Source organism: Flavobacterium johnsoniae (assembly GCF_030388325.1).
Classification (GTDB): domain Bacteria; phylum Bacteroidota; class Bacteroidia; order Flavobacteriales; family Flavobacteriaceae; genus Flavobacterium; species Flavobacterium johnsoniae_C.
In genome coordinates this window covers 519,698-546,653 of the sequence record NZ_CP103794.1, presented here as the reverse complement: position 1 = coordinate 546,653, position 26,956 = coordinate 519,698, and the positions used below count along the sequence as shown (strand labels likewise).

Annotated in this window: 26 protein-coding genes; 18 read left to right on the top strand and 8 right to left on the bottom strand. The window is 32.7% G+C overall.

Features of this window, described 5'->3' with window-relative positions; translation table 11 throughout:
- Positions 1-59: 59 nt before the first annotated feature.
- From NYQ10_RS02600 to NYQ10_RS02585, 4 genes are all read right to left on the bottom strand, one after another.
- The gene (locus tag NYQ10_RS02600) at positions 60-3,491 is read right to left on the bottom strand and encodes a hypothetical protein (protein WP_289878773.1); all 3,432 of its coding nucleotides are present in this window, start codon (positions 3,489-3,491) and stop codon (positions 60-62) included.
- A 70-nt stretch (positions 3,492-3,561) separates the two neighbouring features.
- Positions 3,562-3,909: an SdpI family protein gene (locus tag NYQ10_RS02595; RefSeq protein WP_289878772.1), complete on the bottom strand. Its 348-nt coding sequence runs from the start codon at positions 3,907-3,909 to the stop codon at positions 3,562-3,564.
- Between the two features lie 154 nt (positions 3,910-4,063).
- On the bottom strand, positions 4,064-5,323 hold the full coding sequence (locus tag NYQ10_RS02590; RefSeq protein WP_289878771.1) for an aspartate kinase: 1,260 nt from the start codon (positions 5,321-5,323) through the stop codon (positions 4,064-4,066).
- Between the two features lie 160 nt (positions 5,324-5,483).
- The gene (locus NYQ10_RS02585) at positions 5,484-5,972 is read right to left on the bottom strand and encodes a GNAT family N-acetyltransferase (protein WP_289878770.1); all 489 of its coding nucleotides are present in this window, start codon (positions 5,970-5,972) and stop codon (positions 5,484-5,486) included.
- A 262-nt stretch (positions 5,973-6,234) separates the two neighbouring features.
- Here NYQ10_RS02585 and fbp point away from each other — a divergent pair, with 262 nt between their 5' ends.
- Positions 6,235-7,242 carry a class 1 fructose-bisphosphatase gene (gene fbp, locus NYQ10_RS02580; RefSeq protein WP_276171952.1) on the top strand — a complete coding sequence of 336 codons (1,008 nt, stop codon included), beginning with the start codon at positions 6,235-6,237 and terminating at the stop codon, positions 7,240-7,242.
- A gap of 36 nt (positions 7,243-7,278) precedes the next feature.
- Positions 7,279-7,782, top strand: a complete 504-nt coding sequence (locus tag NYQ10_RS02575) for a hypothetical protein (protein ID WP_276171953.1) — start codon at positions 7,279-7,281, stop codon at positions 7,780-7,782.
- 145 nt (positions 7,783-7,927) lie between these two features.
- On the opposite strand, the gene NYQ10_RS02570 is transcribed toward NYQ10_RS02575, so the two are convergent.
- Positions 7,928-8,359, bottom strand: a complete 432-nt coding sequence (locus NYQ10_RS02570) for a TerB family tellurite resistance protein (RefSeq protein WP_276171954.1) — start codon at positions 8,357-8,359, stop codon at positions 7,928-7,930.
- Positions 8,360-8,527: 168 nt separating this feature from the next.
- Here NYQ10_RS02570 and NYQ10_RS02565 point away from each other — a divergent pair, with 168 nt between their 5' ends.
- The 5 genes from NYQ10_RS02565 (at position 8,528) to NYQ10_RS02545 (ending at position 11,923) form a co-directional block, all read left to right on the top strand.
- Positions 8,528-9,121: a HupE/UreJ family protein gene (locus tag NYQ10_RS02565; RefSeq protein ID WP_229355738.1), complete on the top strand. Its 594-nt coding sequence runs from the start codon at positions 8,528-8,530 to the stop codon at positions 9,119-9,121.
- Positions 9,122-9,125: 4 nt separating this feature from the next.
- Positions 9,126-9,566 carry a deoxycytidylate deaminase gene (locus NYQ10_RS02560; protein ID WP_289878769.1) on the top strand — a complete coding sequence of 147 codons (441 nt, stop codon included), beginning with the start codon at positions 9,126-9,128 and terminating at the stop codon, positions 9,564-9,566.
- Positions 9,556-11,133 (top strand): S41 family peptidase, encoded by a 1,578-nt coding sequence (locus NYQ10_RS02555; RefSeq protein WP_289878768.1) that lies wholly within the window; start codon positions 9,556-9,558, stop codon positions 11,131-11,133. The genes NYQ10_RS02560 and NYQ10_RS02555 overlap by 11 nt, the downstream gene beginning before the upstream one ends.
- A 17-nt stretch (positions 11,134-11,150) precedes the next feature.
- Positions 11,151-11,516 carry a nuclear transport factor 2 family protein gene (locus NYQ10_RS02550; RefSeq protein WP_289878767.1) on the top strand — a complete coding sequence of 122 codons (366 nt, stop codon included), beginning with the start codon at positions 11,151-11,153 and terminating at the stop codon, positions 11,514-11,516.
- An 89-nt stretch (positions 11,517-11,605) separates the two neighbouring features.
- Complete coding sequence (locus NYQ10_RS02545) at positions 11,606-11,923, top strand: hypothetical protein (RefSeq protein ID WP_289878766.1); 318 nt, start codon at positions 11,606-11,608, stop codon at positions 11,921-11,923.
- A 174-nt stretch (positions 11,924-12,097) separates the two neighbouring features.
- On the opposite strand, the gene NYQ10_RS02540 is transcribed toward NYQ10_RS02545, so the two are convergent.
- The 3 genes from NYQ10_RS02540 to NYQ10_RS02530 all read right to left on the bottom strand — a co-directional run bounded on the left by NYQ10_RS02540 (position 12,098) and on the right by NYQ10_RS02530 (position 13,590).
- Complete coding sequence (locus NYQ10_RS02540) at positions 12,098-12,703, bottom strand: FAD-dependent oxidoreductase (protein WP_289880993.1); 606 nt, start codon at positions 12,701-12,703, stop codon at positions 12,098-12,100.
- 1 nt (position 12,704) lies between these two features.
- Positions 12,705-12,908 (bottom strand): hypothetical protein, encoded by a 204-nt coding sequence (locus NYQ10_RS02535; RefSeq protein ID WP_095954910.1) that lies wholly within the window; start codon positions 12,906-12,908, stop codon positions 12,705-12,707.
- Positions 12,909-13,011: 103 nt separating this feature from the next.
- Positions 13,012-13,590 carry a MarC family protein gene (locus tag NYQ10_RS02530; RefSeq protein WP_091494800.1) on the bottom strand — a complete coding sequence of 193 codons (579 nt, stop codon included), beginning with the start codon at positions 13,588-13,590 and terminating at the stop codon, positions 13,012-13,014.
- 354 nt (positions 13,591-13,944) lie between these two features.
- Here NYQ10_RS02530 and NYQ10_RS02525 point away from each other — a divergent pair, with 354 nt between their 5' ends.
- The 11 genes from NYQ10_RS02525 (at position 13,945) to NYQ10_RS02475 (ending at position 26,807) form a co-directional block, all read left to right on the top strand.
- Positions 13,945-14,514, top strand: a complete 570-nt coding sequence (locus NYQ10_RS02525; RefSeq protein WP_184159595.1) for a DUF3109 family protein — start codon at positions 13,945-13,947, stop codon at positions 14,512-14,514.
- Positions 14,515-14,849: 335 nt separating this feature from the next.
- Complete coding sequence (locus NYQ10_RS02520) at positions 14,850-15,827, top strand: ribonucleotide-diphosphate reductase subunit beta (RefSeq protein ID WP_229355748.1); 978 nt, start codon at positions 14,850-14,852, stop codon at positions 15,825-15,827.
- Positions 15,828-16,088: 261 nt separating this feature from the next.
- A complete protein-coding gene (locus NYQ10_RS02515) occupies positions 16,089-18,482 on the top strand; it encodes a ribonucleoside-diphosphate reductase subunit alpha (RefSeq protein WP_289878765.1) in 2,394 nt (797 codons plus the stop codon).
- Between the two features lie 115 nt (positions 18,483-18,597).
- Positions 18,598-19,074, top strand: coding sequence for a hypothetical protein (locus NYQ10_RS02510; RefSeq protein WP_289878764.1), 477 nt, complete (start codon positions 18,598-18,600; stop codon positions 19,072-19,074).
- Between the two features lie 15 nt (positions 19,075-19,089).
- Positions 19,090-19,359 (top strand): hypothetical protein, encoded by a 270-nt coding sequence (locus NYQ10_RS02505; protein ID WP_289878763.1) that lies wholly within the window; start codon positions 19,090-19,092, stop codon positions 19,357-19,359.
- Between the two features lie 184 nt (positions 19,360-19,543).
- Positions 19,544-20,941 carry a DUF1800 domain-containing protein gene (locus NYQ10_RS02500; protein ID WP_289878762.1) on the top strand — a complete coding sequence of 466 codons (1,398 nt, stop codon included), beginning with the start codon at positions 19,544-19,546 and terminating at the stop codon, positions 20,939-20,941.
- Between the two features lie 12 nt (positions 20,942-20,953).
- Positions 20,954-22,120 carry a DUF1501 domain-containing protein gene (locus NYQ10_RS02495; protein ID WP_289878761.1) on the top strand — a complete coding sequence of 389 codons (1,167 nt, stop codon included), beginning with the start codon at positions 20,954-20,956 and terminating at the stop codon, positions 22,118-22,120.
- 562 nt (positions 22,121-22,682) lie between these two features.
- Complete coding sequence (locus tag NYQ10_RS02490; protein WP_289878760.1) at positions 22,683-23,522, top strand: prephenate dehydratase; 840 nt, start codon at positions 22,683-22,685, stop codon at positions 23,520-23,522.
- Between the two features lie 88 nt (positions 23,523-23,610).
- On the top strand, positions 23,611-24,756 hold the full coding sequence (locus tag NYQ10_RS02485; RefSeq protein WP_289878759.1) for a pyridoxal phosphate-dependent aminotransferase: 1,146 nt from the start codon (positions 23,611-23,613) through the stop codon (positions 24,754-24,756).
- A 94-nt stretch (positions 24,757-24,850) separates the two neighbouring features.
- Positions 24,851-25,711 (top strand): prephenate dehydrogenase, encoded by an 861-nt coding sequence (locus NYQ10_RS02480; RefSeq protein WP_289878758.1) that lies wholly within the window; start codon positions 24,851-24,853, stop codon positions 25,709-25,711.
- Between the two features lie 13 nt (positions 25,712-25,724).
- Positions 25,725-26,807 carry a bifunctional 3-deoxy-7-phosphoheptulonate synthase/chorismate mutase type II gene (locus NYQ10_RS02475; protein ID WP_276171966.1) on the top strand — a complete coding sequence of 361 codons (1,083 nt, stop codon included), beginning with the start codon at positions 25,725-25,727 and terminating at the stop codon, positions 26,805-26,807.
- Positions 26,808-26,956 lie beyond the last annotated feature (149 nt).

Genomic DNA, 26,956 nt, shown 5'->3' with positions numbered 1-26,956 from the left:
TTATACGTTTAAATTTCAATTAAAATTACATAATTTATTGTCTTCTTTTTCGCAAGACATTAAAAATATGCACGAAGCTGAATATTTCCGGTATGAATCGTATTTCCTGTTTCGCTTTTACGCCCTAGATAATTTAAATTTATATCTAAAAATGACGTAATGTTCTTTTGCAGAAGCAGTTTCCAAACCAAATTTGATCCCGCTTGAAGTCCTTCTAACATTTGAAAACCGACAGATGAAAACTCATTTCCATTAAATTTATTTTCATAAAAAGAAAATTCTCCATTTATAGTTACTTTTCTTTCGCCAGCATAAGAAAAAGAAGTCCCGATTCTGTTTTGGTCTAAAGTTTCCAGATTTTCAATTTGATTTTTCTTGTTTTGAAGTTCATAAAAGAAATCTAATTTGGTGTTTTTAGAAAATAAATAACTCACTTTTGGAGCAATTTGCCAACCGTTGATATCGTAGTTTTTCTCAGCAAAATCTTTCGAAACCAAATCTGTTTTGATGCTCTTTGTAAAGAAATTAAACAGCCAGCTTTTCTGATACAAATGCGTATACTGAATTTGATGAGAATAATTGCCAACATTTTGAGAGCCAATAGAAAGCAGACTTTTTCCTTTATTAATAAGATAAGAGTAAGTGACAGAATGTTTTTGTCGGCCTCGATTGTAGAATAAACTGTTTCTAAAACTAGAGTTGAGTCCTAAAATATTTTCTTCCGAAGAACCAAACGGATTAAGATCGAGTTCGCCTTCATTTCTAACTTTTCGATCCAGAATAAAAGAAGTTTGATTATAAAAATAAGAAAGCACTTTTTTATACCCTTTTTCATTTTGCCATTGCAGCGGATTCAAAGTTAACGACTGAGAAAATTTATTCTGATTGGTTTTAATGTAAACCTGATTCGGCAAAAATATTCTAACATATTTAGCCTGATCTTGATAAACGGCAATTTCAAATTCTTCCAATTCCTGAATTCCGTTTCCGTTATAATCATTCCAAGTATAAACTCCTTGCCCAGTTGGAACTTCAACATACGTAAATTCTTGTTGCGCAATAGTTCCCGAACTGGTTTCGTAAGCCGTTCCGATTTGCACTAACTGATTAAAAAAACGATCGTTATATAAAATTCTCGAATTTAAAGAAGGTTCATTCTTTCGAGTTTGATCAGTAAAATCTAAATTTCTATAACTCGCATAAACCGCTAAATCGGTGGTTTTGTTTTGAATTAATTTTGACTTTAAATAATAGGTTTGAGAATTGTTTACATGTTGTAATAATCCGTTTTGCAAACTATCATTTCGTCTTTGCAAATAACCAATTTCGACGAAAACTTTGGTGCTGTCTCCGCGTCCGACAAAAGCTCCATATTCTGAAAAGCGCTGACTTAAAGTCGAAAACTGATTCGTAATCTTATCTTTTTCCTGATTGTCTTCCAATTGCAAACTGCCGCCAATCCAGTTTTTGCCAAAATGATATTTGGTTCTGGTTTGATTTCTAATAAATTTTGAAGTCGAAGCTGTAGCGTTAGAATTTAAAAAACTTCCGTTGTTTTCGATTGTCCAATTTTTGAGTTTGAATAAAGCCGTAGTTGTGTGTCGGGAACCAGAATAACTTTCGCTAAAATCTAATTTCTCAAACTGATAAGTCAGCAAACCGATATCAGAAGATTTTTTTTGAGAAAATAAATCAAAATTAAATCCGGTTACCAAAAGGCTCTGATTGCCCAAAAGTGTTCCCGTTAAATTCCAATCGCGATTAAATTCGATATTATATAAACGTTCAACAGATTTAAAATCCTGCTGCACATATTGATAATTAGCAAAAGCATCTAAACTCCAACTTTTAGAAAAAAGTCGTTTTTTAAGATTGGTTTTAAAAGCAATCCCTTCATTATCTGCATCATCAATTCCTGAAAATAAATTTTGATCGTTATTGCTAACCGCCAACTCAAAATCGACCAAAGTTTTTTCATTCGGATTATATTTCCCTAAAAAAGTCGCAACCTGAAGTTTTATAGGTGCAACAAGCTGAACAATTGGTTCGTAATTTCCTTGTAAAATGCCATTAATAGGTTCAACATATTGGTAAATTCTTTCTACAGAATTATTGTTTTGAATGATATAATTTCCAGCATTTGCACCAACCAAACTAAATCTTACATTGTATAAAACATCAGCAGAATTGTTGGAGTATTCATATATTTCAACCGAATTTACGATGCTTTTTTTGTATAAAATTTTGTTGTCAGCATATTTGTCTTCGTAAGCAGATGGCGCTTTCATTAAATTAACGTCATCTCCCGCTTCACTTAAAATCTGAACTTGTTCTGGTGAAAGATTTTGCTGTAAAGGCTGATTTTTCATATCGTTTTCAGAATAAATATAACCTCCAAAACTCCAATTTTTGTTTTCGTGCGTTGTGCCCGCGTAAGTGACTAATCGATTGTAATTTCGTTCAGAATACTGATATTCTATATTAATTCGCATTTCGGAATTAATTGGAAAAAGTGATGTAAAAATTATTTCTCCCGCATTATAATCAATAACATAATCGTTGTTTTCGCCACGTTTCAGCAAAACACCATTTACATAAACGCGTTCCGAACCCGAAATAACCAAAACATACAATTCGCCATTTTGACCTTTCAATTTATACGGACCTTGATTTCCTTCTTGCCCAGTAAAAGTACTTTTTGCATATTGACCTTTTACAAAAGCAACTGAAGCAAAAACATTGGTTTTACTTTTTTCGGTGTCGAAATCAAAGCTTGCAGAAATTCCCTGAACTTTTTTATTAAAGCTCAAAAATTGTGTTTTCCTATTTTCTAAAAAGACGTCGCCTGCGCGAATGTTCCAATCATCGCTAAAAAGTTCCATAAAAATATTATCAAACTGATCTAGTTTTTGCGAATATCCGCCATCTTGCAACGGAATATTACTGTCTTGAAGCGAAGCTCTTAAACTGACTTTTTCTGAAATTTTACCCGTAATCTGTAAATCTAAATTGGAGTTTAAAACCGTGCTCTGATTATTTCCTATTGTAATGCCTCGCGTAATGCTTCCAGAAGTATTTAATCCGTCAAAAGGAGCAACTTTCTTCGCATTTGCGTTGTTGTCAATTCGATACAATTTTTCAGTTCCAACATCATTTGTTACAATTTGATCCGATTTGTAAAGACTATATTCTTTGGTTAAGAAATCAGGATATTGAAGATAATTGACAATTAAAGTATCTGATGTCGATTGGAATTTTTCATTTAAAAGAAGAAAACCTTTTTGAAAATCAATTTTGTAGAAAGTCGAATCTATAGGTTCGTTTTGAGTATTTAAAAGTTGAAAAAATCCAGAGTTAATACTCACTTTTTCAAGCCGAATAGTATCTTTTGAAACGATTACTTTTTTCGTTTTGTACAGCGATCCTGTATCCTGAGCCTGAAGCGCAGAAAGCCAGAAGAAAACCGTCAAAAACAGTAATTTTTTCAACATAAATACTTTAACTCTAAAAAGTCAAAAGTAGTATTTATAATTGGGAAAATGAGAAACTGAATTTTGAGTTTTAAACTTGTAAATTCTCTTGTTTTTTGAGTTTCTTTTCAGTTTGATACAAAACAAATGCAACAGATATTATTAAGCCAATAAATACTGAAAAGTCAGCAAATGAAGTACTGCCAAAAATTGCATACAGTATAATTTGAACTAGTAATAAAAGAGATAGAATTTTTAAGAAAAGGTTAGTGCTGTATTTTTGTGCAAAATCCCAATTCAATTTGTTTTTCATTGAATTTGAAGTTCTATAACCATACAAAGAATTTATGTTTTTTGGAGGAAACACTTTAGTTATTAGCATTATAAATAACACAATTATAACAATCGGATTTTTAGATAAAAGAGTTAGTATTTCCATAATCTATCTTTAAGTCATTTTTAGAAAATTCATTTTCAAATATACAAAAGAAGAAGGAAATTGAATAATAAACTTACAAAAAAAGACTTCACTAAAATTAGCAAAGCCTTTTTATATAATTTGAATTGAAATAATTACCTTTTCTAAAACAATATTAACTTAATTCTTTAGTCACAATTTGCATCGTTTCACGGCTAACTTGTTTCAATAAAACTTCTTTGTTAGCTTCAACCGTTTGAGCAGCTTCTTCTGTAAAGTGACGAATCGTATATAAAGTCACATTTTCGCTGTATTCTACTTTGAATTTTTTAGAAAGAATCGCATTCAATTCTGGGAAATTTCCAAATTTATCTTCCACGCAAACAGAAAAACTAATTGCAGAATTCTGAATCAAGTTTACTTTGATTTTAAATTCGTGGAATAATCCAAAAATCTCACTAATGTTTTCTTCCATAATAAAAGAGAAATCAATTGATGAAAGCGAGATTAAAAGCTGTTCTCTTTTTACAATAAAACATGGATATTGTGGTTCAAGATCAACGCCTTTAGAAACGCAAGTTCCTTTTAATAAAGGATTCACAAACGATTTTACATACAAAGGAATTTCTTTTTTCTGTAAAGGCTGTAATGTTTTTGGGTGAATAACCGTTGCTCCGTAAAAAGCTAATTCGATCGCTTCACGATACGAAATCTGATTCAGCAAACTTGCATTTTCAAAATAACGCGGATCCGCATTCATAACTCCAGGAACGTCTTTCCAGATGGTTACACTTTCTGCGTTTAAACAATAAGCAAAAATTCCAGCAGTATAATCAGAACCTTCACGACCTAAAGTTGTTGTGAAATTATTTTCGTCGGCACCTAAAAATCCTTGTGTAATGTTTAGCTGTTTTCTTGGAACGTTTTTGCTGATAAGCTGTTGAGTCGTTTCCCAATCTACTTCTGCATCTCTGTAATTTGCATTGGTTTTAATGAAATTACGAACATCAAGCCATTGCGTTTGGATTCCCATGAAATTCATGAAATGGCTTAATATATTAGTAGAAATTAATTCTCCAAAACTTACAACTTGATCGTAAACAAAGTTATAATTAGGTGATTTATTATGAGCCAAGAAATATTCTAATTCAGCAAACTGTGCATTCACAGCTGCAAAAACTTCGTGTTTTTCGTCTTCAAATAAATCTAATAAGATTTGATTGTGATATTTTTTTATTTCCTGAACAGAAGAATTCAATTCTGTCGATTTTTCAAAATAATTCTTGATAACAACTTCAAGAGCATTTGTTGTTTTTCCCATGGCCGAAACCACAAGAATTACGTCTTCGTAACCTACTTTTTGTAAAACGTCGTATACGTTTTTAATTCCATCTGCATCTTTTACCGATGCTCCTCCAAATTTAAATACTCTCATTATTAATTTATAGATTTTAGATTCTAGATTTCAGATTTGAGGCGAAATCCTATATTTTTTGTTTTATAATTTTCTGTCGCAGATTTTTCGCCACGAATTTCACGAATTAGCACGAATGAATTAGTGAAAATTCGTAAAATTAGTGGCAAAATATAAAGTTTTATAATTTTTCTAAGAACGCATTAACTCCAGCTTCATCCATTTGTACAACTTGCCAATCTTCAAGAATTTTTGCGCCAGAATTTTTGTAAAAATTAACCGCAGGAGTGTTCCATGCCAAAACATTCCATTCTACTCTTCTTACGCCATCTTTTTTTCCTTGTTTCATAATTTCAGCATAAAGAGCAGAACCTAAACCAGTACCGCGCATTTTCTCTTTTACAATTAAATCTTCAAGGTGAATTGTTTTTCCTTTCCACGTAGAATAGCGGTAATAGTACAAAGCAATTCCAACAATTTCTTTTTGTTTCTGGTCGTTTTCAATCTCTGCTACAAAAACGTGAAATAATGGTTTTTCTCCAAAACCGTCACGTATTAAATCTTCCTCTGTAATGACAACTGCTTCAGGTTCTTTTTCGAATATCGCCAGCTCCTGAATAAGTCCCAACACCGATTTCATGTCTTCAGGATTCCCTTTTCTAATATTCATAATCAATTCATTTTATTTTTTATAAGTCATATCTGATAATGTTCTCGTTTTATTGAAAACGTTTTCAGAAATGCTTACAGCACAATTTTTTGTATTCGTATTTTTAAGTATTTATTATCTCAAAAAGCATTTTTTTAGTTGTTGCTTTTCGCTGATTATTAGCAAATATACAATAGTAGCAAACTAACAAAATAATTTTTGAATCATTCTCACAAAATAAGCGATATTTGTGACTTAAAACTAAAACTATAACGATTTAGAAATGGAAGAACGCAATAAAACACTGGGAGAGTTTATTATTGAGAACCAAAAAGCATTTCAGTATTCTTCGGGAGAGCTTTCCCGAATTATCAACTCTATTCGATTGGCAGCCAAGGTTGTGAATCATAAAGTAAACCAAGCTGGGCTTGTGGATATTATTGGCGCCGCGGGCGAACAAAATATTCAGGGAGAAGATCAGCAAAAATTAGATGTCTATGCAAACGAAGTATTTATCCAGACGTTAATAAACCGTGAGATTGTCTGTGGTATTGCTTCTGAAGAAAACGACGATTTTATTACAGTTCAGGGGAGCGACAACTGTCATAATAATAAGTACGTGATCTTAATGGATCCGCTTGACGGATCTTCAAACATTGATGTAAATGTTTCGGTTGGAACTATTTTTTCTGTTTTTAGAAGAATTACTCCAATTGGAACTCCGGTAACAAGTGAGGATTTTTTACAACCGGGAATCAATCAAGTTGCAGCAGGTTATGTAATTTATGGAACTTCAACCATGCTGGTTTACACGACAGGTTTTGGAGTAAACGGATTTACATTAAATCCAGCAATTGGTACTTTTTACCTTTCGCATCCAAACATGAAATTTCCAAAAGATGGAAATATTTATTCTGTGAATGAAGGGAATTATGTTCATTTTCCGCAAGGTGTAAAAAATTACATTAAATACTGCCAAGAAGAAAAAGAAAACAGACCTTATACTTCAAGATATATTGGAAGTTTAGTTGCCGATTTTCATAGAAATATGATTAAAGGTGGCGTTTATATTTATCCAACAAGTTCGAAAGCACCAAAAGGAAAATTACGTTTGTTATATGAATGTAATCCGATGGCGTTTCTAGCCGAACAAGCAGGAGGAAAAGCAACAGACGGTTTTGGAAGAATTATGGAAATCCAACCGACAGAATTGCATCAAAGAGTTCCATTTTTCTGCGGAAGTTATAATATGGTAGAAAAAGCAGAGGAGTTTATGGCTGATGCGCAATAGCTAATATAATTTACAAAAACGAAAAATAAATACTTTATGAAAAAAACATTGTTATATGGTTTCTTGATGCTTTTTATATCCTGTAACGATTTGCCAAAGGAAGATGCAATTCGGAATATAATTAAATCTAAAATAGCAGAAGAATCTTTTGATAATGCAGAATTAGTAGATTTCAATATAGTTAGGACTTTAGAAAATACATCTTTTGGACATACTTTAGATGTTGAGTTTACTGGTAAGGTAAAATATTTAAATTCAGGTTATGTCAGAAATGCATCCTTATTGGGAACAAATACAAATGAAATGAATTTTTTAATTATTGTTGAAAAAGTCAGTGAATCCAATAATATGCTTTATGATTATTTAAAAGTAAAAAAAGGCATGATTAAAGAGATTACTGGTTCAGTACAATTTGTTAAAGGTGCAGATTTATTTGATAAAAGCACTTACTCTAAACCTGACGTTTGGGATCTAAATGTGGGCAAAAATTATGGTATGAGTTTAAAAGAAATTAAAAACATAAACGGTTATAAGCGTTAAAGCGCTCTAAGATTTTTTGTTTCAAGTTTCAAATTTACTTTTTACTATAAAATAGCAAACCCGACAGATTTTTTAACCTGTCGGGTTTGTATTTAATAGAAGTTTAAAAATCCAATATAATCTGAAAACTGTGACTGAAAACTTCTTATTTATTCATATTCTCCATTTCGAAAAGGAAAGTATCCAAATCTACTTTTTTGTCTACTAAAGAAAGTGCTTTAGAAACAATAAAATCTACGTTTCCTGGAGTAAATCCTAAAGCTAATCCCATACGTCTTAACATTACTTCTTGTAAGTCTCCTAAATGGTGATCAACGTGAACCATTCTTGCTAAGTCATACAAACGCTCTAAACGCTGTGTGTATAAATATGGAGGGTTTATTGGATGTTTCCAAGGATCTGAAAGTATCTCTTTATATTCTTCTTCTGAAATTTGTAATGTTGAAGCAATTTTATCCAAAAACTCTTGTTCTTGTTGGTTGATTTTTCCGTCAGCAAAAGCTACACGCACAATTGCAGAGAAATGACCTCTGTTTCTTTGTTTGAATTCGTTATCAAATAATTCTGAAAATGGCATAATTAATTAGTTTTTAAAGAACAAATATAGTCCTATTTTTAAATTATTAATTTTAAATTTCTCATAAAATTTAACTTTTTTTAATGCAGGATTTGACCGCTTTAAATCTTTAAGTTTGAAAATTAATTGTAAGTTTACAGCCCCTAATTATTTAATTACATTATACCTATGTCACAATTTTGGATTTATTTTCAAATAGGATTAAAACACGTTTTAGATATCAATGCTTACGATCACGTTCTTTTTTTAATCGCCCTAACTGTTCCTTATTTATTTAAAGACTGGAAAAGAATTTTTCTACTCGTTTCTTTATTTACAATCGGACACACTTTGGCTTTAATTCTTTCTGTTTACGGTATCATAACCATAAAAGTAAATCTTGTAGAATTTCTTATTCCAATTACAATTTTGGTAACAGCGCTCTATCATTTATTTACAGCAGGAAAGACTTCTAAAAACGATGGTGTTAATCTGGTGTTTTTTATAACTTTATTCTTTGGAATTATTCATGGTTTAGGATTTTCTAATTATTTCAAAACAATTTTAGGAGGTTCTGCAACATCAAAATTGTTACCTTTGGGAGAGTTTGCGTTAGGAATTGAAGCAGCGCAACTTGTAGTAGTTTTTGTTGTCTTAGTAATTTCATATATAGTGCAGACAGTTTTTCGTTTTTCAAAACGTGACTGGGCGCTTGTAATGTCGGCTTTTATAATTGGAGTTGTAATTCCGATGATTATAGAAAGTCCAATTTGGAACAGATAAATTAATGGAAGAAAAAAAATTGAACAAATACGATAAAGCTTATTTGCGAATTGCAAAAGAGTGGGGGCAGCTTTCGTATTGTAAACGTAAAAAAGTTGGAGCCATTATAGTAAAAGACAGAATGATTATTTCTGACGGTTACAACGGAACTCCTTCTGGATTCGAAAATTGCTGTGAAGATGAAGAAGGTTTAACACGTTGGGATGTTTTACATGCCGAAGCAAACGCAATCTTAAAAGTGGCAAGATCAACACAATCGTGCGAAGGAGCGACATTGTATATTACACTTTCTCCATGTAAAGAATGCAGTAAGTTAATTCATCAATCTGGAATAAAAAGAGTGGTGTATAAAGACGGATATCGTGATGATTCTGGAATTCAATTTTTAATAAAAGCAGGTGTTGAAGTAGAACATGTTCCTGTTTTAGAAGAAGATGAAGTTTAATTCGAAATATTTACCAATAGTAATAGGGGCGACTTTCGCTCTCGGAACAATTGCAGGAAGCTTTATGAATGCTCCCGCAAGTGATCAGTTTTTGGCTAAAAATTACTCTAAAACTAAACTTAATAAGTTAATTGACTTTATCAATACAGAATATGTAGATAGCGTCAATACCGATTCGATTGTAAATCTTACTGTCGATAATATTCTATCTAAATTAGATCCGCATTCGGTTTATATTCCGCCAAGCGAACAAGCGGAAGTTGCAGAAAGTATGAAAGGTGATTTTGTCGGAATCGGAATCAATTTCTACATGTATAAAGATTCTGTTGCGATTATAAAACCAGTTGAAAATGGACCTTCAGCGAAAGCGGGATTAAAGTCTGGCGATCGAATTCTGTATGCTGGAAAAACAAAATTGTACGGAAGAAGATTGCCTTCGGATAGCTTGTTTTCGAAATTAAAAGGATTGCAAGGTTCAGAAATCGAATTGACGGTTTTTAGAAAATCAGAAAAAAAGAAACTTAAGTTTAAAGTAAAACGAGATATTATTCCAATTAAAAGCGTTGATGCGTCTATAATGATTGGAAATAAAATAGGTTACATCAAAATTAATCGTTTTGCAGAAACTACTTTTAACGAATTTAAAACGGGTTTAACGAGATTAAAAGAAAAAGGAATCCAATCGCTTGTAATTGACCTCCGTGACAATGGCGGCGGCTATATGGAAGAAGCAATTGCAATTGCCGATGAATTTTTAAAAGATAAACAGTTAATCGTTTTCACGAAAAGTAAAAACGGTTCAACTGAAAAAACATACGCCACAAAAGCAGGAAGTTTTGAAACGGGAAAAGTTTATGTTTTAATTAATGAAAACAGCGCTTCTGCGAGCGAAATTTTAGCTGGCGCAATTCAAGATAACGATCGCGGAACTATTGTTGGACGACGCTCATTTGGAAAAGGTTTAGTTCAAAGAGAAATGGATTTTAACGACGGATCGGCGGTAAGATTAACCGTTGCACGTTATTATACTCCGACAGGAAGATCAATTCAGAAACCTTATAAAAAAGGAAATGAAGAATATTTTAAAGAATCAGAAGCGAGATTGAGAACTGGCGAATTGTATGCAAAAGACAGTATAAAAGTTGCGGATTCGTTAAAATTTAAAACGCCAAAAGGTAAAATTGTTTATGGCGGCGGCGGAATTGTTCCTGATGTTTTTGTTCCGATGGAAGCTGAACATGGAAATGAAAATGTTGCTTACTTATTGCAGACAGGAATTGTGGGTCATTTTGTTTTTGAAGAATTAGATAAAAATCGAAATGCATTTGCTGGACTAAGTTTTAGTGAGTTTTTGGCTAAAATGAAAACCTCAGATGTTTACTTTAAAAAGTTCAAAAACTATATTTTAATGACAGGTTTGGATTTAAAATTAGAAAAAACAAAATCACTTGTTGATCGCTATATTACAGCAGAATTTGCTCGTCAGTTGTACGGAGAAATATATTATTATGATGTGATTTTGAAAGACGATGCCATGATTAAAACCATTCTGAACCCGAAGAAATAACTTCAAATTTTTATATCATGAAAATAGAAACCGTTATTGATGCAGAAATTGAACTTCTAACTGCCATTAAAAAATCGGATGTTTTGGCTTTGGAAACAATCCTTCATGATGATTTGCTCTTTAATATGCCGGACGGACAAACGATAACCAAAGAGTTTGATTTACAATCGTATCGTTCGGGAAAAATTAAAATAGATTTTTTAGAAGCATCAGATCAAATCGTCAATATAATTGATAGCGCAGCTGTAGTTGCTGTTACAGTTTCATTAAAAGGATCTTACGATAGTAATCCGATCAATGGTGTTTTCAAATATATAAGAGTTTGGAAAAAGGTCGGTAAAAATTTAAAAGTGATTGCGGGAAGTTGCGTTCAGCTGGCATAAATTTTGAAAAGAATAAATAATATAAACTTAAAATAAACCTTGCGAACCTAGCGTAAATCTTAGCGAACTTCGCGGTTAAACCAAAATATATGAAAAATCTAAAAAGAATAAGTTTACTAGCGCTTCTAATGGCTTTTGTGATCTCTTGTACAACTATGAAAAACGATGCAAATACTCCGATTTCAGGAAAAGTTGAATCAATAGAAGGAGGAAAAGACGGTTACACAGCAAAAATTACAACAGACACAAAAGAAGTGTATTTTGCAACAATCAGCATTGTAAATGTTGGCGGACCTCAAAATTACAAACAATTAAAAATAGGTGATGTGGTTTCTGTAAAAGGAGAAAAATGGAAAACCGAAGATGAAAATCATATTAAAGTAACAGAAATTGTTTCGGTAAAATAAATTAAAAAAATAATTAAAAACCATTAAGAGATTAAGTTTATTAAGCTTTACGGCTTGTTGTCTTAATCTTTTAATGGTTTTTTATTGTGTTTTAATTTGATCTTAATGGAGCTTCATAATTAAGTTTACGTCATGCTAAAACTTAATTTTCTAATTCCTTAATGGTAGAAAAAATTATCTAATACTATCGTGTGCGTGAGTTTGTACACCGTTATTCCATAAAGTAAGAATATCTGTAGCGACAGCAGCGCCGCTTCCTGCAGCAATTGCCAATTGGCTTCTCCAGCCTGCTAAAGTTCCAATTGCATAAATGCCTTCTGCAACTTTGTGATCTTCGTTTTTAAGCTGAATACGCTGTTTTTCTGGAAGTGCTTTTTTGTGAGGTTCAACAAATTGCATTAAACCTTCAATGTCAAAAGTATTGGCAGAACCAATTCCGATTACAATATTTTTTGTTTGGTATGAATTCTTGTTTGTAACTACAGTAAATTCAGGATAACTTCCTTCAACTTTCAATACTTTCTCGTTTGCAATCTGAGTAATATGCGGGTAACTTGTTGCTAAATCCTGTGTGCTTTCTGTAAGCAATTCAGAACCTAATTTTCCTGGTGTAATTCCGTAAGCGTTATAAAATATTGCCTCTTGTAAAGAAGAATTTTTCTGGTGTGTAAAAATTCCGATTTTTTTGTCAGTAACAAATGCCTTGTTTTTTGCGGATCCTAAAACTAGGGCACAGGACATACCTGAAACTCCTCCGCCTATAATTAAAACATCAAACATATTATCTGTTGTCATTCATTTTTTCCTCGATTCTTTTTGAAATTCTAAAAATCAAAAGAATCAGAACAGCGCAAAATGAAGCGGCGATTCCAATAAAAGCTACAATACTATCTCCTTGAAAAGGATTTTTAAAGTCTAATAGCGTAATATTAAAAACGATTAAAGCTAATGCTAAAAGCACTAAGATTGAAGTAAAAATTTTCATAAGATTGTTTCTGTTTGGTCTAAAATAATAAAGTAGAACTCCTGAAAATAACTAAGAGTTATATTTTAGAATATTTTATGGGGTAAATTTATAAAAATATATTTTAGACGAACAAACCTTTAACATTAGCGGCGAATAATTTAACAGCAATTGCTAAAAGTATAACACCAAATGTCTTACGGACTACGCCAAGTCCGTTTTCTCCTAACAAATTTTCGATTTTTTTAGAAGATTTCAAAACAATATAAACCAAGATGATATTAAGTAAAATTGCAATGATAATGTTAATAGTATGAAATTGCGATCGAAGTGATAATAAAGTCGTCATAGTTCCTGCTCCAGCAATTAAAGGAAAAGCTAAAGGCACGATAGAAGCAGATCCTGGTTCTTCATCGCGATAAATTCTAATTCCTAAAATCATTTCTAAAGCAAGAAAGAATAAAACGAAAGAACCCGCAACGGCGAAGGAATGCACGTCGATACCAATTAAGTTCAATAAACCTTCTCCAACAAAAAGAAAAACAATCATAATGGCGCCAGCAACTATAGAGGCTTTTTCAGATTCGATGTGTCCAACCTTCGCTCTTAAATTCACAATAATTGGAATTGAACCGACAATATCAATTACTGCAAAAAGCACCATACTAACGGTAATGATTTCTTTAAAATCGATTTCTAACATATCGCTTTGATTTTTAAGGTTTAAAAAACTGCTGCAAAAGTAGTTAATAAAGTTAGGTGATTTTTTGTTAGAATGTATTTTTGTTATAAAAACACGTTTTACTGGTTGTAAAAGTGATATTTGTAACAATTGTCATTTTATTTTGCATATAGTAAAATATATGAAAGGTTTAACCGCAAAGCACGCAAAGTTGATTCGCAAGGTTCGCAAAGTTTCAATTGCTTGTAGGGAGTTTTGAAAAATAATCTTTGCGAACCTTGCGTTAAGCCTTGCGAACTTTGCGGTTAAATTTTAAAAAAAATATCTGTTTTCTTTGACTATCTTTGCACTTTATAAATAACAGTATTTTATATCATGTTTCAGTTAGGGAAAACTATTATTTCAGAAGATATTCTGGAAAAAGAATTTGTGTGCAACTTGTCTGCTTGTAAAGGAGCTTGTTGTGTTGATGGAGATGCGGGCGCGCCTTTGAATGAGGCTGAAACGAAAATCTTAGAAGAAATTTATCCGAAAGTGAAACCTTTTTTAAGAAAAGAAGGAATTGCAGCGATTGAAGCGCAAGGAACTTGGGTAAAAGGAACGGATGGAGATCTTGAAACTACATTAATAGATAATAAAGATTGCGCTTATGTAATCTTTGATGGAAAAACAGCACTTTGCGGAATCGAGCAAGCTTATAATCAAGGAATAGTAGATTGGAAAAAACCAGTTTCTTGTCATTTATATCCAATTCGCGTAAAAGACTTTACAGAATTTGCTGCAGTAAATTATGATAAATGGGATATTTGCGACGACGCTTGTTCTTTAGGAAAAGAATTGGAAGTTCCAGTTTACAAATTTGTAAAAGAAGCGCTAATTCGTCGTTTTGGAGAAGATTGGTATTTGGAACTTGAAAAAGTAGCCGAAGAACATAAAAATTCTTAAAATCTACCATTTAAATAATAGTCATTTTGACTACATATTTTGACTCAAAAAAATAAAGTTTTAACTCAAAAAAACTTTTTTAAAACTCTTTAAAATTTCTTGCTTTTTATATTAAAAAGTCTATATTTTACGGGGCTTCAAGGTGTATTTGTCTGTTTTAATCGATTCATTTACAGTAAATTAATTATTGTATGAAAAATGTTTCAAAAATTTAACGTTGTTAAAAACTACATCAAATTGTGAATAAGTTTGACTTTCATTTTTGACGTTAATTGACAATCTTTGTAGTCTACTGAATAAGTAAAAATTCAATAAAAAAATTAACAGAATCTGTCATGTCACAAATCGAACCAATATTACAAGAAAATAAAAATCGCTTCGTTATTTTTCCGATTAAACATCATGATATTTGGGAATGGTACAAGAAGATGGAAGCAAGTTTTTGGACTGCCGAAGAAATCGACCTACACCAAGATTTGACAGATTGGAATAATAAGTTGAATGACGACGAAAGATACTTCATTAAACATATTTTAGCATTTTTCGCCGCTTCTGACGGAATCGTAAATGAAAACTTAGCTGAGAACTTTGTAAACGAAGTGCAATATGCTGAAGCGAAATTTTTCTATGGATTTCAAATCATGATGGAGAATATTCATAGTGAAACTTATTCATTATTAATTGATACTTACGTGAAAGATGAAGCTGAAAAAACAGAATTGTTTAATGCTTTAGAAGTTTTTCCTGCAATTGCTAAAAAAGCAGAATGGGCTTTAAAATGGATCGAGTCAGATTCGTTTGCTGAAAGACTTATTGCTTTTGCTGCTGTTGAAGGAATCTTTTTCTCAGGTGCTTTCTGTTCAATTTATTGGTTGAAAAAACGTGGTTTAATGCCAGGTTTGACATTCTCTAATGAGTTGATTTCTCGTGACGAAGGCGTACATTGTGATTTTGCAGTTCACTTGCACAATCACCATTTAGTAAACAAAGTGCCAAAAGAGAGAATTAAAGAAATCATTGTTGATGCTTTAGATATCGAAAGACAATTTGTTACAGAATCTCTTCCGGTAAGTTTAATTGGTATGAACGCGACTTTAATGACACAATATTTAGAGTTCGTTGCCGATAGATTATTGGTAGAATTAGGATGTGAGCGTGTATATGGATCAGCGAATCCGTTTGATTTCATGGACATGATCTCTCTTCAAGGAAAAACTAATTTCTTTGAAAAACGTGTTGCAGAGTATCAAAAATCAGGTGTTATGAACACAGATAGCGATGCTCAAAAAATTTCATTTGATGCAGATTTTTAGGTAACAAAATACTTTTAGCGCCTGATCTTCCAGCAACGCTAAAAAAAGATTACAGATTTTTTTAAGGTTGAATCTCTTTCCCCAAGTCGCAGGTTCAATGACAATTTATGACGCATTTAAATTCGATTTTCGAATTTGAAACAAGTAACTATTGAGAATTCGGTAATTCTCTAAAATTAATTTAAAAACACGCAATGTTTAAGTGCCAGAGTTCGTTCTCTAAGTACTTTCATTTTTTCAATAACTATAAAAGGTAAGCTTATGTATGTAGTAAAAAGAGATGGCCACAGAGAGCCCGTAATGTTTGATAAGATTACAGAAAGAATCAAAAAGTTGTGTTACGGCTTGAATGAACTTGTAGATCCTGTAAAAGTAGCCATGAGAGTTATTGAGGGATTGTATGATGGGGTTTCTACTTCTGAATTGGATAATCTTGCAGCAGAAACGGCAGCTTCTATGACTATTGCGCATCCAGATTATGCACAATTGGCAGCTCGTGTAGCAATTTCTAATCTACATTCAAATACTAAAAAATCTTTCTCAGAAACGATGAAAGATATGTACAACTACGTAAATCCAAGAAATGGACAAGATGCGCCATTAATTGCTGATGATGTATTTAAAGTAATTCAAGAAAATGCTGCTTTTTTAGATTCTCATATCATTTATACAAGAGATTTTAATTACGATTACTTTGGTTTTAAAACTTTAGAGCGTTCTTATCTTCTTAAAATAAACGGAAAAATTGTAGAAAGACCGCAACATATGTTGATGCGTGTTTCTGTTGGTATTCACTTAGACGATTTAAAATCGGTTATTGAAACTTACGATTTAATGTCTAAAAAGTTCTTTACGCACGCAACGCCAACGTTGTTCAATGCAGGAACGCCAAAACCGCAAATGTCTTCTTGTTTCCTTTTGGCAATGCAAGATGATAGTATTGATGGTATTTACGATACATTAAAACAAACAGCAAAAATCTCGCAGTCAGCGGGAGGAATTGGACTTTCTATTCATAATGTTCGTGCGACTGGATCTTACATCCGTGGTACAAACGGAACTTCAAACGGAATTGTTCCAATGTTGAGAGTTTTTAACGATACTGCTCGTTACGTAGATCAAGGTGGTGGAAAACGTAAAGGAAGTTTTGCGATTTACATCGAAACATGGCATGCTGATATTTTTGATTTCTTGGATTTAAAGAAAAATACAGGAAAAGAAGAAATGCGTGCAAGAGATTTATTCTTCGCTATGTGGACTTCAGATTTATTCATGAAACGTGTTCAAGAAGATTCAACTTGGACTTTGATGTGTCCAAACGAATGTCCAGGATTATATGATGTTTACGGAGATGAATTCGAAGCATTATATACGGATTATGAATTTAGAGGAAAAGGAAGAAAAACAATCCGCGCTCGTGAATTATGGGAGAAAATCCTAGAATCACAAATTGAGACTGGAACGCCATATATGTTGTACAAAGATGCAGCAAACCGTAAATCGAATCACAAGAATTTAGGAACAATCCGTTCTTCCAACTTGTGCACAGAGATTATGGAGTTTACATCTAAAGATGAAATTGCAGTTTGTAACTTGGCTTCTATTTCGTTACCAATGTTTATTGATAACGGAAAATTTGATCATGAAGCGCTTTACAACGTTACAAAACGTGTAACTCGTAACTTGAATAAAGTAATCGACAGAAACTACTATCCTGTAAAAGAAGCTGAAAATTCAAACATGCGTCACCGTCCAGTTGGATTAGGTGTTCAAGGTTTAGCAGATGCTTTTATCATGTTGCGTATGCCGTTTACAAGCGATGAAGCTAAAAAATTAAACCAAGAAATTTTCGAAACTTTATATTTCGCTGCTGTAACTGCTTCTATGGAAATGGCAAAAGAAGAAGGACCATATTCAACTTTCGAAGGTTCGCCAATGTCACAAGGAGAATTCCAACACAATATGTGGGGAATGAAAGATGAAGAATTATCTGGTCGTTGGGACTGGGCTTCATTAAGAAAAGAAGTTATGGAGCATGGAGTTCGTAACTCATTGTTAGTTGCTCCAATGCCAACTGCATCGACTTCTCAAATCTTAGGAAACAACGAAGCTTTCGAACCATATACTTCAAACATTTATACACGTCGTGTATTGTCTGGAGAGTTCATCGTAGTAAACAAACATTTATTAGAAGATCTAGTAAAATTAGGTTTATGGAACGAAGATTTGAAACAAGAAATTATGCGTCATAACGGATCTGTTCAAAATATCGATAAGATTCCACAAGACTTAAAAGATCTTTATAAAACAGTTTGGGAAATGTCGATGAAAGATATTATCGATATGTCTCGTCAAAGAGGATATTTCATTGATCAGTCTCAGTCATTGAACTTGTTCATGCAAGATGCAAACTATTCTAAATTGACGTCAATGCACTTCTATGCTTGGCAGTCTGGTTTAAAAACAGGAATGTATTACCTAAGAACAAAAGCGGCTGTAGATGCGATTAAATTCACATTAAACAACGATAAAAAAGAAGAAACAGCTCCATCATTAGTTCAGGAAACTGAAGCAATCAGTGTTGAGGATTATAAAGCAATGCTTTTAAAAGCACAAGCAGCAGATCCTGAAGATTGTGAAATGTGTGGGTCTTAATTCTTTTTTTAGAAGAAAGAAAATAGAATAAGGAGGAAAGATTTTATTCCTTGAAAATAAGAAAGCAGTTATTGTAATGATAGCTGCTTTTTTGTTAATGCTAAATAAACAGTTTATGAATAAAGTTTTAAGCTTAGTTTTTTTATGTTGTGTTTTTGCGTGTCAAAAAAAATCTGAGAAGATACCAGTACAGAAAGAACAGAATTTAGAGGAAATTGACCAAGAAGATGTAAGAACTATTAGCTCTATAACAACAGATTACGACACATTGATTAATCGAGTTAAAAAGCGAGGAGATGTAGACGCGTATGATGAACTTTTTTATAGTTTTCAAGATTGCTGTTTTAACGCAAGAACAGATAGTGTTATGGTATACGCCAGGATTATGGCAGAAAAGTTTAATTATGATAGAGCGTATTATCATTATTATGATGCTGTTTTGGAAAAAAATGGAATAGATTATACCGGTTTTCCGCAAATTGACATCAGTAAAATGGAAAAACAGGAAAAACAGAAATTAGAAAATTGGTTTAAATTCATGATAGAAAGAAAACAGATTAGCCAGCAAACATTGGATTCTATTAAAAGATAGCCTAATTTAAACAATATGAAACTTAATTTAAATATAGTTGAGAATAAAACAGAATATTATCAACTAGCAACTCAGTATTTTAAAAATATAAATTCCGACCAATATGAGAATATTAATTTCGATAGGATCATTCCAAAATCTATTTCGATTTTAATAGATCATGATTTTATCCCAACTCCCTGCATCGAAATTAAATTAGAGCTTCTCGAAAATCAGAAAAAGACAGCGAATTATTTTCTGTATCTAAACGAAAATAAAGAATTTATAGACGAATTTTTATATTAAAAAGGTTAATGTTTTGATAATGATTGTCAAATATCGTGTAGGCAATATCCTTAAAAATTTCTCGTTCTAATTATTACCAAACACTTTTTAAATCTCAGCATCTTAGAATCTTAGCAACTCAGCCTCTTTAAAAAGATTAAACCTTTTAAAAAGAATCGAGTCTTACAGTAATAATTTCTGAACGATGAAAAAAAGCAGTCTTTGGTCCCTACGATTAGGTTTTTCAGGAAAACAAGCTTCAAAAATTGAAAAACTCGGCTTAGAAAAATTTCTAAAGCAATCTTATAATTCAAAATTTGATACATCATTGCCTTCTTTTTTAGATGATGATCCCAAAACATTGCTTGAGCTTAAAGAACTTCGAGAATCTATAAAAATGGCAGATTCTGAAGCCAAAAAGAAAATTCTCAAAAAAGAAGTTTATTCTGCTGTTGAGTTCAGAAAATGGTGGATTTCTAAAATGAGAAACGATGAATTCCCGTTGCGGGAAAACATGGTTTGTTTCTGGCACAATCATTTTGTTTCTACTTCTCAAAAAGTAAAAATCAATTACTGGATTTATCAGCACAATATGATTTTGCGTGAAAATGCTTTTGGCAATTTTAAAGAATTGACCAAACAGATTCTGAAATCTAACGCAATGGTTCGTTATCTCGACAATGGCGATAATAAAAAAGGAAAAGTAAATGAAAATTTAAGCCGAGAATTACTTGAACTATTCACAATCGGAATTGGAAATTATACCGAAGACGATATTAAAAATGGCGCAAAAGCTTTGGCTGGTTTAAATGTTGGCGATGAAGGAGCAGTTTATAGAAAAAACATTGAAGATAACAGCGATAAAATTTACTTCAGAAAAACTGGAAACTGGAAATCAGACGATTTGGTCGATATTATTTTCGAACAGAAAAACATTCCGTATCTCATTACCCGAAAAATTCTGAAATGGTTTGTGTATGATAATCCGCCTGAAGATTTAGTGGTTTATTATGGCGATTATTTCCGAAAAGAAAAGTTTGAAATTCAGCCATTGCTGACTAAAATTTTTACCGAAGAATTTAAAAAAGAGAATTCAGGAAATAAAATAAAAGATCCGCTGGTTTATATTTTACAGCTTTGCGATGAATTGGAGATAAAAGATTTAGACGATGCCGTTATTGCTGTATTTTTAAGACAGCAGGGAATGGATTTGTATAATCAGGTAAATGTAAAAGGTTGGGATGGCGGAAATTCATGGCTGACGTCGCAAATTTATCTGCAAAGAAACAATACAGCCGATTTGCTATGCAGTGGGAAAAGTCTGAATCGAAGAGTTTTGAAAACGATGACGAATGGAGTTGAAAAAGAAAAATCGGAATATGAGAAAATCGATGTCAAAGTAGCTTTTGATTCTGATGGAAATAACAAAACCATCATTTCGGAATTATCGGAACGACTTTTATTTAATGTAAGCGATTCGGCTCAAAAAGACATGGAAAATCTTTTGAAATACGATTTTGATCCCAAAGACCCGCATGCTGATTTTGCTGTGGTCAGACTTTTTAATTACATCACAAAATTGCCCGAATATCAATTAATCTAAAAAGCAGTAATCATGAACAGAAGAAATTTTCTAACATTGACAGGAACTTTCACAGGCGGATTGCTTGTGCTTCCTGATTTTTTACACGCTTTCGGTTCTCAGAGCAATTTGGTTGTGGGAGAGCAATGTATTGTTTTTGTGCAATTGAATGGCGGAAACGACGGATTGAATACTTTTATTCCATACGACGATCCATTATATTATGATTTACGAACGAAAATCGCTTTAAATAAAGATGTTGTTGTTGGGAAGAATAAAGGAATGGCATTTCATCCTTCGTTAAAAGATTTTGCTCAAATGCAGCAAAACGGAGATTTAACAATAATTCAAAATGTCGGTTATCCAGAGCCTATTCGTTCCCATTTTAGAAGTCAGGAAATTTGGCAGACGGCAACCGATTCTAATAAATATATAAACGAAGGCTGGCTCGGAAGATTTCTGGATTTGCAATGCAACGGACATCAAGCGACTGCAGGAATAAATTTAGATTCAATTGATAATTTGGCTTTAAAAGGTGTGGAGCCTAATTTCATAACTGTAAAAGATCCGAATCGATTTAAAGTAAAAGCAAAAGAAGAAAATGTTACTTTATCTAAAAATCCGCATTTAGATTTTGTTCGAAAAATTGCCAATTCCGTTACCGAAGGTTCAGATGAAATCCAGAAAGCTTTGGCAAAATCTAAAACAGAAATCAGTTATCCAAAAACAGAATTATCGAAAAATTTAGAATGGATTGCGAGACTGATAAAAGGAAATTTAAACTCAAAAGTATATTACACATCTTTAAACGGATTTGATACGCATGACAATCAGCTTTCGATTCATGAAAGAAAATTAACCGATTTAAATGATGCGTTATATAGTTTTTATTCTGATTTAAAAGAATCTCAATTATTACAGAATGTCACAGTCGTAGTTTTCTCAGAATTTGGAAGAAGAGTAAAAGATAACGGCAACGGAACCGATCACGGAACCGCAGCACCAATGTTTATAATTGGAGGAAATAACAAAGGAACAATTTTAGGAAATAATCCAAATCTAGCTGACTTAGATAATGGCGATTTAAAATACCAAATCGATTTTAGAAGTGTTTATACGTCTTTATTAAAAGAAAAAATGAATTTTGATTATGCTAAAATCGGGATTATGAATAAACCAGTTTCGGGGTTGTTTTCATAAGCTTTGAGTGGTATCCGCAATCTTGTCATTCCGAGGAACGAGGAATCTCCGCGGAGTGATTCCGTACAGTATATTTCCAATCTTTGTCGAGCTACTTGTGAAGATTCCTCGTTCCTCGGAATGACAAGAAAGGAAGAAAAGCATGACTTTAATTCGAGAAATTAGAATCAAATGACCACAACGTTTTACACTAATTCGTGAATTCGTGGCAAAAAAACTTAAAACCTTAGCATCTCAGAACCTTAAAACCTCATTCTAATATTCTCATTTTAAGCCGATATTTTTATATTATCATACAAAACCTGCTAAATTTGTTAAGAAATCCTTTTTTGTTTCATAAAATGCAATCTTTTTTTTGGTGCACTAAAAATAATTTATACATTCGCAAAGAATTTACAAAATAACACAAACAAAATGGCAACTAACCGTTTTTATTTTAGCAACAATTTTTATTTCTTCTTTAGTAGAAGTCAGGATTGTGCTATGGTTATTTGAGATAAAATTTAAGACAAATAAAACTAATATACAATCCTGATGCAAATCAGGATTTTTTTTTGACTATATGACAACGAAAATTGCAATACAAGGTATTAAAGGATCATTTCATCATCAGGTTGTGAAAGAGTATTTCTCTGAAAATGTGGATATTGATGAGTGTTTGTCTTTCGAAGAATTGATCGACAGCCTTATTGCCGGAAAATCTGATCAGGCTGTTATGGCGATCGAAAATTCAATTGCAGGGCCAATTATTCCAAATTATGCTTTGATTGACAAGAATAATTTACACATAATTGGAGAGCATTATTTAAACATTCAGCAAAATTTAATGGCTTTAAAAGGTCAGAAAATTGAAGATATAAAAGAAGTTCATTCGCACCCAATGGCACTTTTACAATGCATGGATTTCCTGAAACAATATCCAAATATCAAATTGATTGAGGATAAAGATACAGCTGAAACTGCAAGAAGAATTCAGGAAAAACAATTAACCGGAATTGCTGCAATTGCAAGTGTAACGGCTTCTGAAATGTACGAGTTAGATATTATTGCATCATCGATTCAAACAATTAAAAATAATATGACGCGTTTCGTAATCATTAAAAAGCAAAATTCATTTTTGCCAGAAAGCGAAATCAACAGAGCGTCAATCAAATTTGAATTAGATCATAAAAGAGGAAGCTTAGCAGCGGTGTTAAATGTAATGAGCGACTGCAAACTGAATTTGACAAAAATCCAGTCGCTTCCAAAAATTGAAACGCCTTGGAAATATTCATTCTTTGTAGATGTAACATTTGAGAAATACGAAGATTTTGCAAAAGCCAAAGCCTTATTAAATATCATGGCAGAATATTTTAAAGTATTGGGAGAATATAAAAATACAAAACCTTTAAGTGATTCTTAAAGTAGGAAAGTCGAAAGTCTTAAAGTCCAAAATAGAAAGTTTAAAAAGAGCCTAAAGCTTACTGCCTAAGGCCTAAAGCAATAAAAAAATGATTACAACAGCAAAACGATTAGACACAGTTGAAGAATACTACTTCTCATCAAAATTGAGAGAAGTTCGTCAGTTGATGTCTGAAGGAAAATCGATCATCAATATGGGAATTGGAAGCCCTGATTTGAGTCCGTCAAAAGCAGTAATTGAAGCAGTCGCTGCAGCAATTCAAGACGAAAACGGGCATGGTTATCAAAGCTATCAGGGATTACCAGAAATGAGGCAGGCGATGGCAGATTTTTATCGTAATCAGTTTGGTGTTGAAGTGAATCCAAATAATGAGATTTTACCTCTTATGGGTTCGAAAGAAGGAATTATGCATATTTCGCTGGCTTTTTTAAATGAAGGCGATCACGTTTTAATTCCAAATCCAGGTTATCCAACTTATACTTCGGTAACCAATTTGGTTCAGGCAGTTCCAGTTTATTATGATTTGAAAGAAGAAAACGGATGGGAACCAGATTTCGAAGCTTTAGAAAAACTAGACCTTTCGAAAGTAAAAATTATGTGGCTGGGATATCCGCACATGCCGACAGGAGCGAGAGGAAGTTTAGCGTTATTTGAAAAATTGGTGGCTTTTGCTAAAAAACACAATATATTATTGATCAACGACAATCCGTACAGTTTTGTTTTGAATGATAATCCAATGAGTTTGTTGCAGGTTGAAGGAGCAAAAGAAGTGGCTTTAGAATTAAATTCATTAAGTAAAACTTTCAACATGGCCGGCTGGAGAGTTGGGATGGTTTTAGGAAACCCTGAAATTATCGATGCAGTTCTAAAAGTAAAAAGCAACATGGACAGCGGGATGTTCTACGGAATTCAGAAAGGTGCAATTGCAGCTTTAAAATGTGATAAATCTTGGTTCGAAGATCAAAACAAAATTTACAGACGCCGTAGAGAATTAACGGAGAAATTAGCCGAAAAGTTAAACTGTAAAGTATATAAAGAAGGAGTTGGACTTTTCGTTTGGGCAAAATTGCCAGAAGGAATTGAATCAGCAGAAAAGTTCATTGACGAAATATTATATGAGAAACATATTTTCATTACACCGGGAACCATTTTTGGAAGCAACGGCGAAGGGTATATAAGATTCTCATTGTGTGTGAAAGAAGAGAAAGTGCAAGAAGCGATAGATCGATTTTAGAAGTCATTGCGAGGAAGGAAGCAATCTCAGTTGCAGAGGAAATTGTTAGTGCGGTTGCTTCGTTCCTCGCAATGACAAAAAAGTAAAAAGAATTATGAAAGTATACGTAATAGGAATAGGATTAATAGGTGGTTCGATGGTGTTAGACATCAAAGGGCGTTATCCTGATGCGACTATTTTAGGAATCGACAGTAACGAACAACATTTGCAACAGGCAATTGATCTTGGAGTTATTGACGAAGCAGGAAACTTTGAAGATTTACAAAAAGCAGATTTTGTAATCGTTTCGGTTCCAGTAGATGTAGCGCTGACAGTTTTACCTAAAGTTTTGGATTCGGTAGGAGATAAAACAATTGTTTTTGAAGTGGGATCTACTAAAAAACCAATTTGCGAAGCAGTAGCCAATCACCCAAAAAGAAGAAATTTTATTGCAACGCACCCAATTGCCGGAACAGAGTTTTCGGGGCCATCAGCAGCAATAAGAGGTTTGTTTCAAGGGAAAACAAATATTATATGTGAGGTCGAAAAGACGGCTTTTAAATTACAGGAAAAAGCATTGAATCTTTTTACTTCAATCGGAATGAGGATTCGATATATGGATCCGACTTCGCACGACAAACACATTGCTTACGTTTCGCATTTATCGCACATTAGTTCATTTATGCTCGGAAAAACAGTAATGAATAAAGAAAAAGACGAACAGGATATTTTTGATATGGCGGGAAGTGGATTTGAAAGTACGGTTCGTTTGGCAAAAAGTTCGCCAGCGATGTGGACGCCAATTTTTAAGCAAAATAAAGAACACGTTCTAGAAACTTTAGAAGCTTATATTTCAAATCTCAGTCGATTTAGGGATTTGTTGAAAGAAGAAGATTATAATGCCATTTTTGAAGAAATGGAAAGCACAAATAAAATAAAAGAAATACTAAACGGATTAACAACAACTAAAAAGTAAAATTAGAATTAAGATGGAAAATAAGAAAGAAATGAGAAAGTGGTTAGAAGATTTCAATTTAAATCACCCACTTGTGATAGCTGGACCATGTAGTGCAGAAACTGAAGATCAGGTTTTGAAAATCGCTCACGAATTAAAAGATTCAAAAGTAAGCGTTTTTAGAGCTGGAATCTGGAAACCAAGAACTCGTCCAGGAGGATTTGAGGGTATTGGAGAAATCGGATTAAAATGGTTACAAAAAGCAAAAGCTGAAACTGGTTTATTAATGGGAACTGAAGTTGCAACAGCAGCTCACTGTAAACTAGCTTTAGAATACGATATCGACGTTTTATGGGTTGGTGCACGTACAACTGCAAACCCTTTCGCAGTTCAAGAGATTGCAGATACTTTAAAAGGAACTGATAAAATTGTTTTGGTTAAAAATCCAGTAAACCCAGATTTAGCTTTATGGCTTGGTGGTGTTGAGCGTTTACATATGGCTGGAATTGAGAAATTAGGAGTTATTCACAGAGGTTTCTCTACTTACGAAAAAACAAAATACAGAAACATTCCAGAATGGCAGATTGCTATCGAATTGCAAAATAAATTCCCTGATTTACCATTAATCATCGATCCATCTCACATTACTGGAGATCGTAAAATGATTTTTGAAGTAACTCAAGAAGCTTTAGATTTGAACTACGATGGTATGATTATCGAAACTCATATCGATCCAGACAACGCTTGGTCAGATGCTGCTCAGCAAGTGACTCCAGATAATTTGAAACAAATCATCAAAGATTTGACTATCAGAAAAACGGATGATACTACAGATGAGTACAGCCAAAAAATGACTAAATTAAGAGCTAACATCGACGTTTTGGATGCTAACTTATTAGAGTTGTTAGGAAAACGTATGAAAGTAGCTGACGAAATTGGTCAAGTGAAAAAAGATGCAAACGTTGCTATTCTTCAAAACAACCGTTGGAACGAAATCTTAGGAAAAATGATTTTAGAAGGTGAGAAAAAAGGTCTTACTGAAGAATTCGTTTTAAGAATGTTCAAAGCAATTCACCAAGAAAGTATTGGACACCAAGAGAAAATTTTCAACGCGTAATTTTTTATTGAACCATATAAGTGATATAAGTTCATTTTAGTTTTGAAAAGCTTTATTTTAAAGTTTTCTTATTTCACGATTTTAAAAATAGATTGTTTTTTAAAATCCCTATTTCTTCGAAAGAAGATTTGGGGATTTTTTTTGTTACA

What these genes read in the sequence shown, in the direction of transcription:
- NYQ10_RS02600 (WP_289878773.1), bottom strand. Translation starts at nt 3,491, where the DNA reads ATGTTGAAAAAATTACTGTTTTTGACGGTTTTCTTCTGGCTTTCTGCG.
- NYQ10_RS02595 (WP_289878772.1), bottom strand. Translation starts at nt 3,909, where the DNA reads ATGGAAATACTAACTCTTTTATCTAAAAATCCGATTGTTATAATTGTG.
- NYQ10_RS02590 (WP_289878771.1), bottom strand. Translation starts at nt 5,323, where the DNA reads ATGAGAGTATTTAAATTTGGAGGAGCATCGGTAAAAGATGCAGATGGA.
- NYQ10_RS02585 (WP_289878770.1), bottom strand. Translation starts at nt 5,972, where the DNA reads ATGAATATTAGAAAAGGGAATCCTGAAGACATGAAATCGGTGTTGGGA.
- fbp (WP_276171952.1), top strand. Translation starts at nt 6,235, where the DNA reads ATGGAAGAACGCAATAAAACACTGGGAGAGTTTATTATTGAGAACCAA.
- NYQ10_RS02575 (WP_276171953.1), top strand. Translation starts at nt 7,279, where the DNA reads ATGAAAAAAACATTGTTATATGGTTTCTTGATGCTTTTTATATCCTGT.
- NYQ10_RS02570 (WP_276171954.1), bottom strand. Translation starts at nt 8,359, where the DNA reads ATGCCATTTTCAGAATTATTTGATAACGAATTCAAACAAAGAAACAGA.
- NYQ10_RS02565 (WP_229355738.1), top strand. Translation starts at nt 8,528, where the DNA reads ATGTCACAATTTTGGATTTATTTTCAAATAGGATTAAAACACGTTTTA.
- NYQ10_RS02560 (WP_289878769.1), top strand. Translation starts at nt 9,126, where the DNA reads ATGGAAGAAAAAAAATTGAACAAATACGATAAAGCTTATTTGCGAATT.
- NYQ10_RS02555 (WP_289878768.1), top strand. Translation starts at nt 9,556, where the DNA reads ATGAAGTTTAATTCGAAATATTTACCAATAGTAATAGGGGCGACTTTC.
- NYQ10_RS02550 (WP_289878767.1), top strand. Translation starts at nt 11,151, where the DNA reads ATGAAAATAGAAACCGTTATTGATGCAGAAATTGAACTTCTAACTGCC.
- NYQ10_RS02545 (WP_289878766.1), top strand. Translation starts at nt 11,606, where the DNA reads ATGAAAAATCTAAAAAGAATAAGTTTACTAGCGCTTCTAATGGCTTTT.
- NYQ10_RS02540 (WP_289880993.1), bottom strand. Translation starts at nt 12,703, where the DNA reads ATGTTTGATGTTTTAATTATAGGCGGAGGAGTTTCAGGTATGTCCTGT.
- NYQ10_RS02535 (WP_095954910.1), bottom strand. Translation starts at nt 12,908, where the DNA reads ATGAAAATTTTTACTTCAATCTTAGTGCTTTTAGCATTAGCTTTAATC.
- NYQ10_RS02530 (WP_091494800.1), bottom strand. Translation starts at nt 13,590, where the DNA reads ATGTTAGAAATCGATTTTAAAGAAATCATTACCGTTAGTATGGTGCTT.
- NYQ10_RS02525 (WP_184159595.1), top strand. Translation starts at nt 13,945, where the DNA reads ATGTTTCAGTTAGGGAAAACTATTATTTCAGAAGATATTCTGGAAAAA.
- NYQ10_RS02520 (WP_229355748.1), top strand. Translation starts at nt 14,850, where the DNA reads ATGTCACAAATCGAACCAATATTACAAGAAAATAAAAATCGCTTCGTT.
- NYQ10_RS02515 (WP_289878765.1), top strand. Translation starts at nt 16,089, where the DNA reads ATGTATGTAGTAAAAAGAGATGGCCACAGAGAGCCCGTAATGTTTGAT.
- NYQ10_RS02510 (WP_289878764.1), top strand. Translation starts at nt 18,598, where the DNA reads ATGAATAAAGTTTTAAGCTTAGTTTTTTTATGTTGTGTTTTTGCGTGT.
- NYQ10_RS02505 (WP_289878763.1), top strand. Translation starts at nt 19,090, where the DNA reads ATGAAACTTAATTTAAATATAGTTGAGAATAAAACAGAATATTATCAA.
- NYQ10_RS02500 (WP_289878762.1), top strand. Translation starts at nt 19,544, where the DNA reads ATGAAAAAAAGCAGTCTTTGGTCCCTACGATTAGGTTTTTCAGGAAAA.
- NYQ10_RS02495 (WP_289878761.1), top strand. Translation starts at nt 20,954, where the DNA reads ATGAACAGAAGAAATTTTCTAACATTGACAGGAACTTTCACAGGCGGA.
- NYQ10_RS02490 (WP_289878760.1), top strand. Translation starts at nt 22,683, where the DNA reads ATGACAACGAAAATTGCAATACAAGGTATTAAAGGATCATTTCATCAT.
- NYQ10_RS02485 (WP_289878759.1), top strand. Translation starts at nt 23,611, where the DNA reads ATGATTACAACAGCAAAACGATTAGACACAGTTGAAGAATACTACTTC.
- NYQ10_RS02480 (WP_289878758.1), top strand. Translation starts at nt 24,851, where the DNA reads ATGAAAGTATACGTAATAGGAATAGGATTAATAGGTGGTTCGATGGTG.
- NYQ10_RS02475 (WP_276171966.1), top strand. Translation starts at nt 25,725, where the DNA reads ATGGAAAATAAGAAAGAAATGAGAAAGTGGTTAGAAGATTTCAATTTA.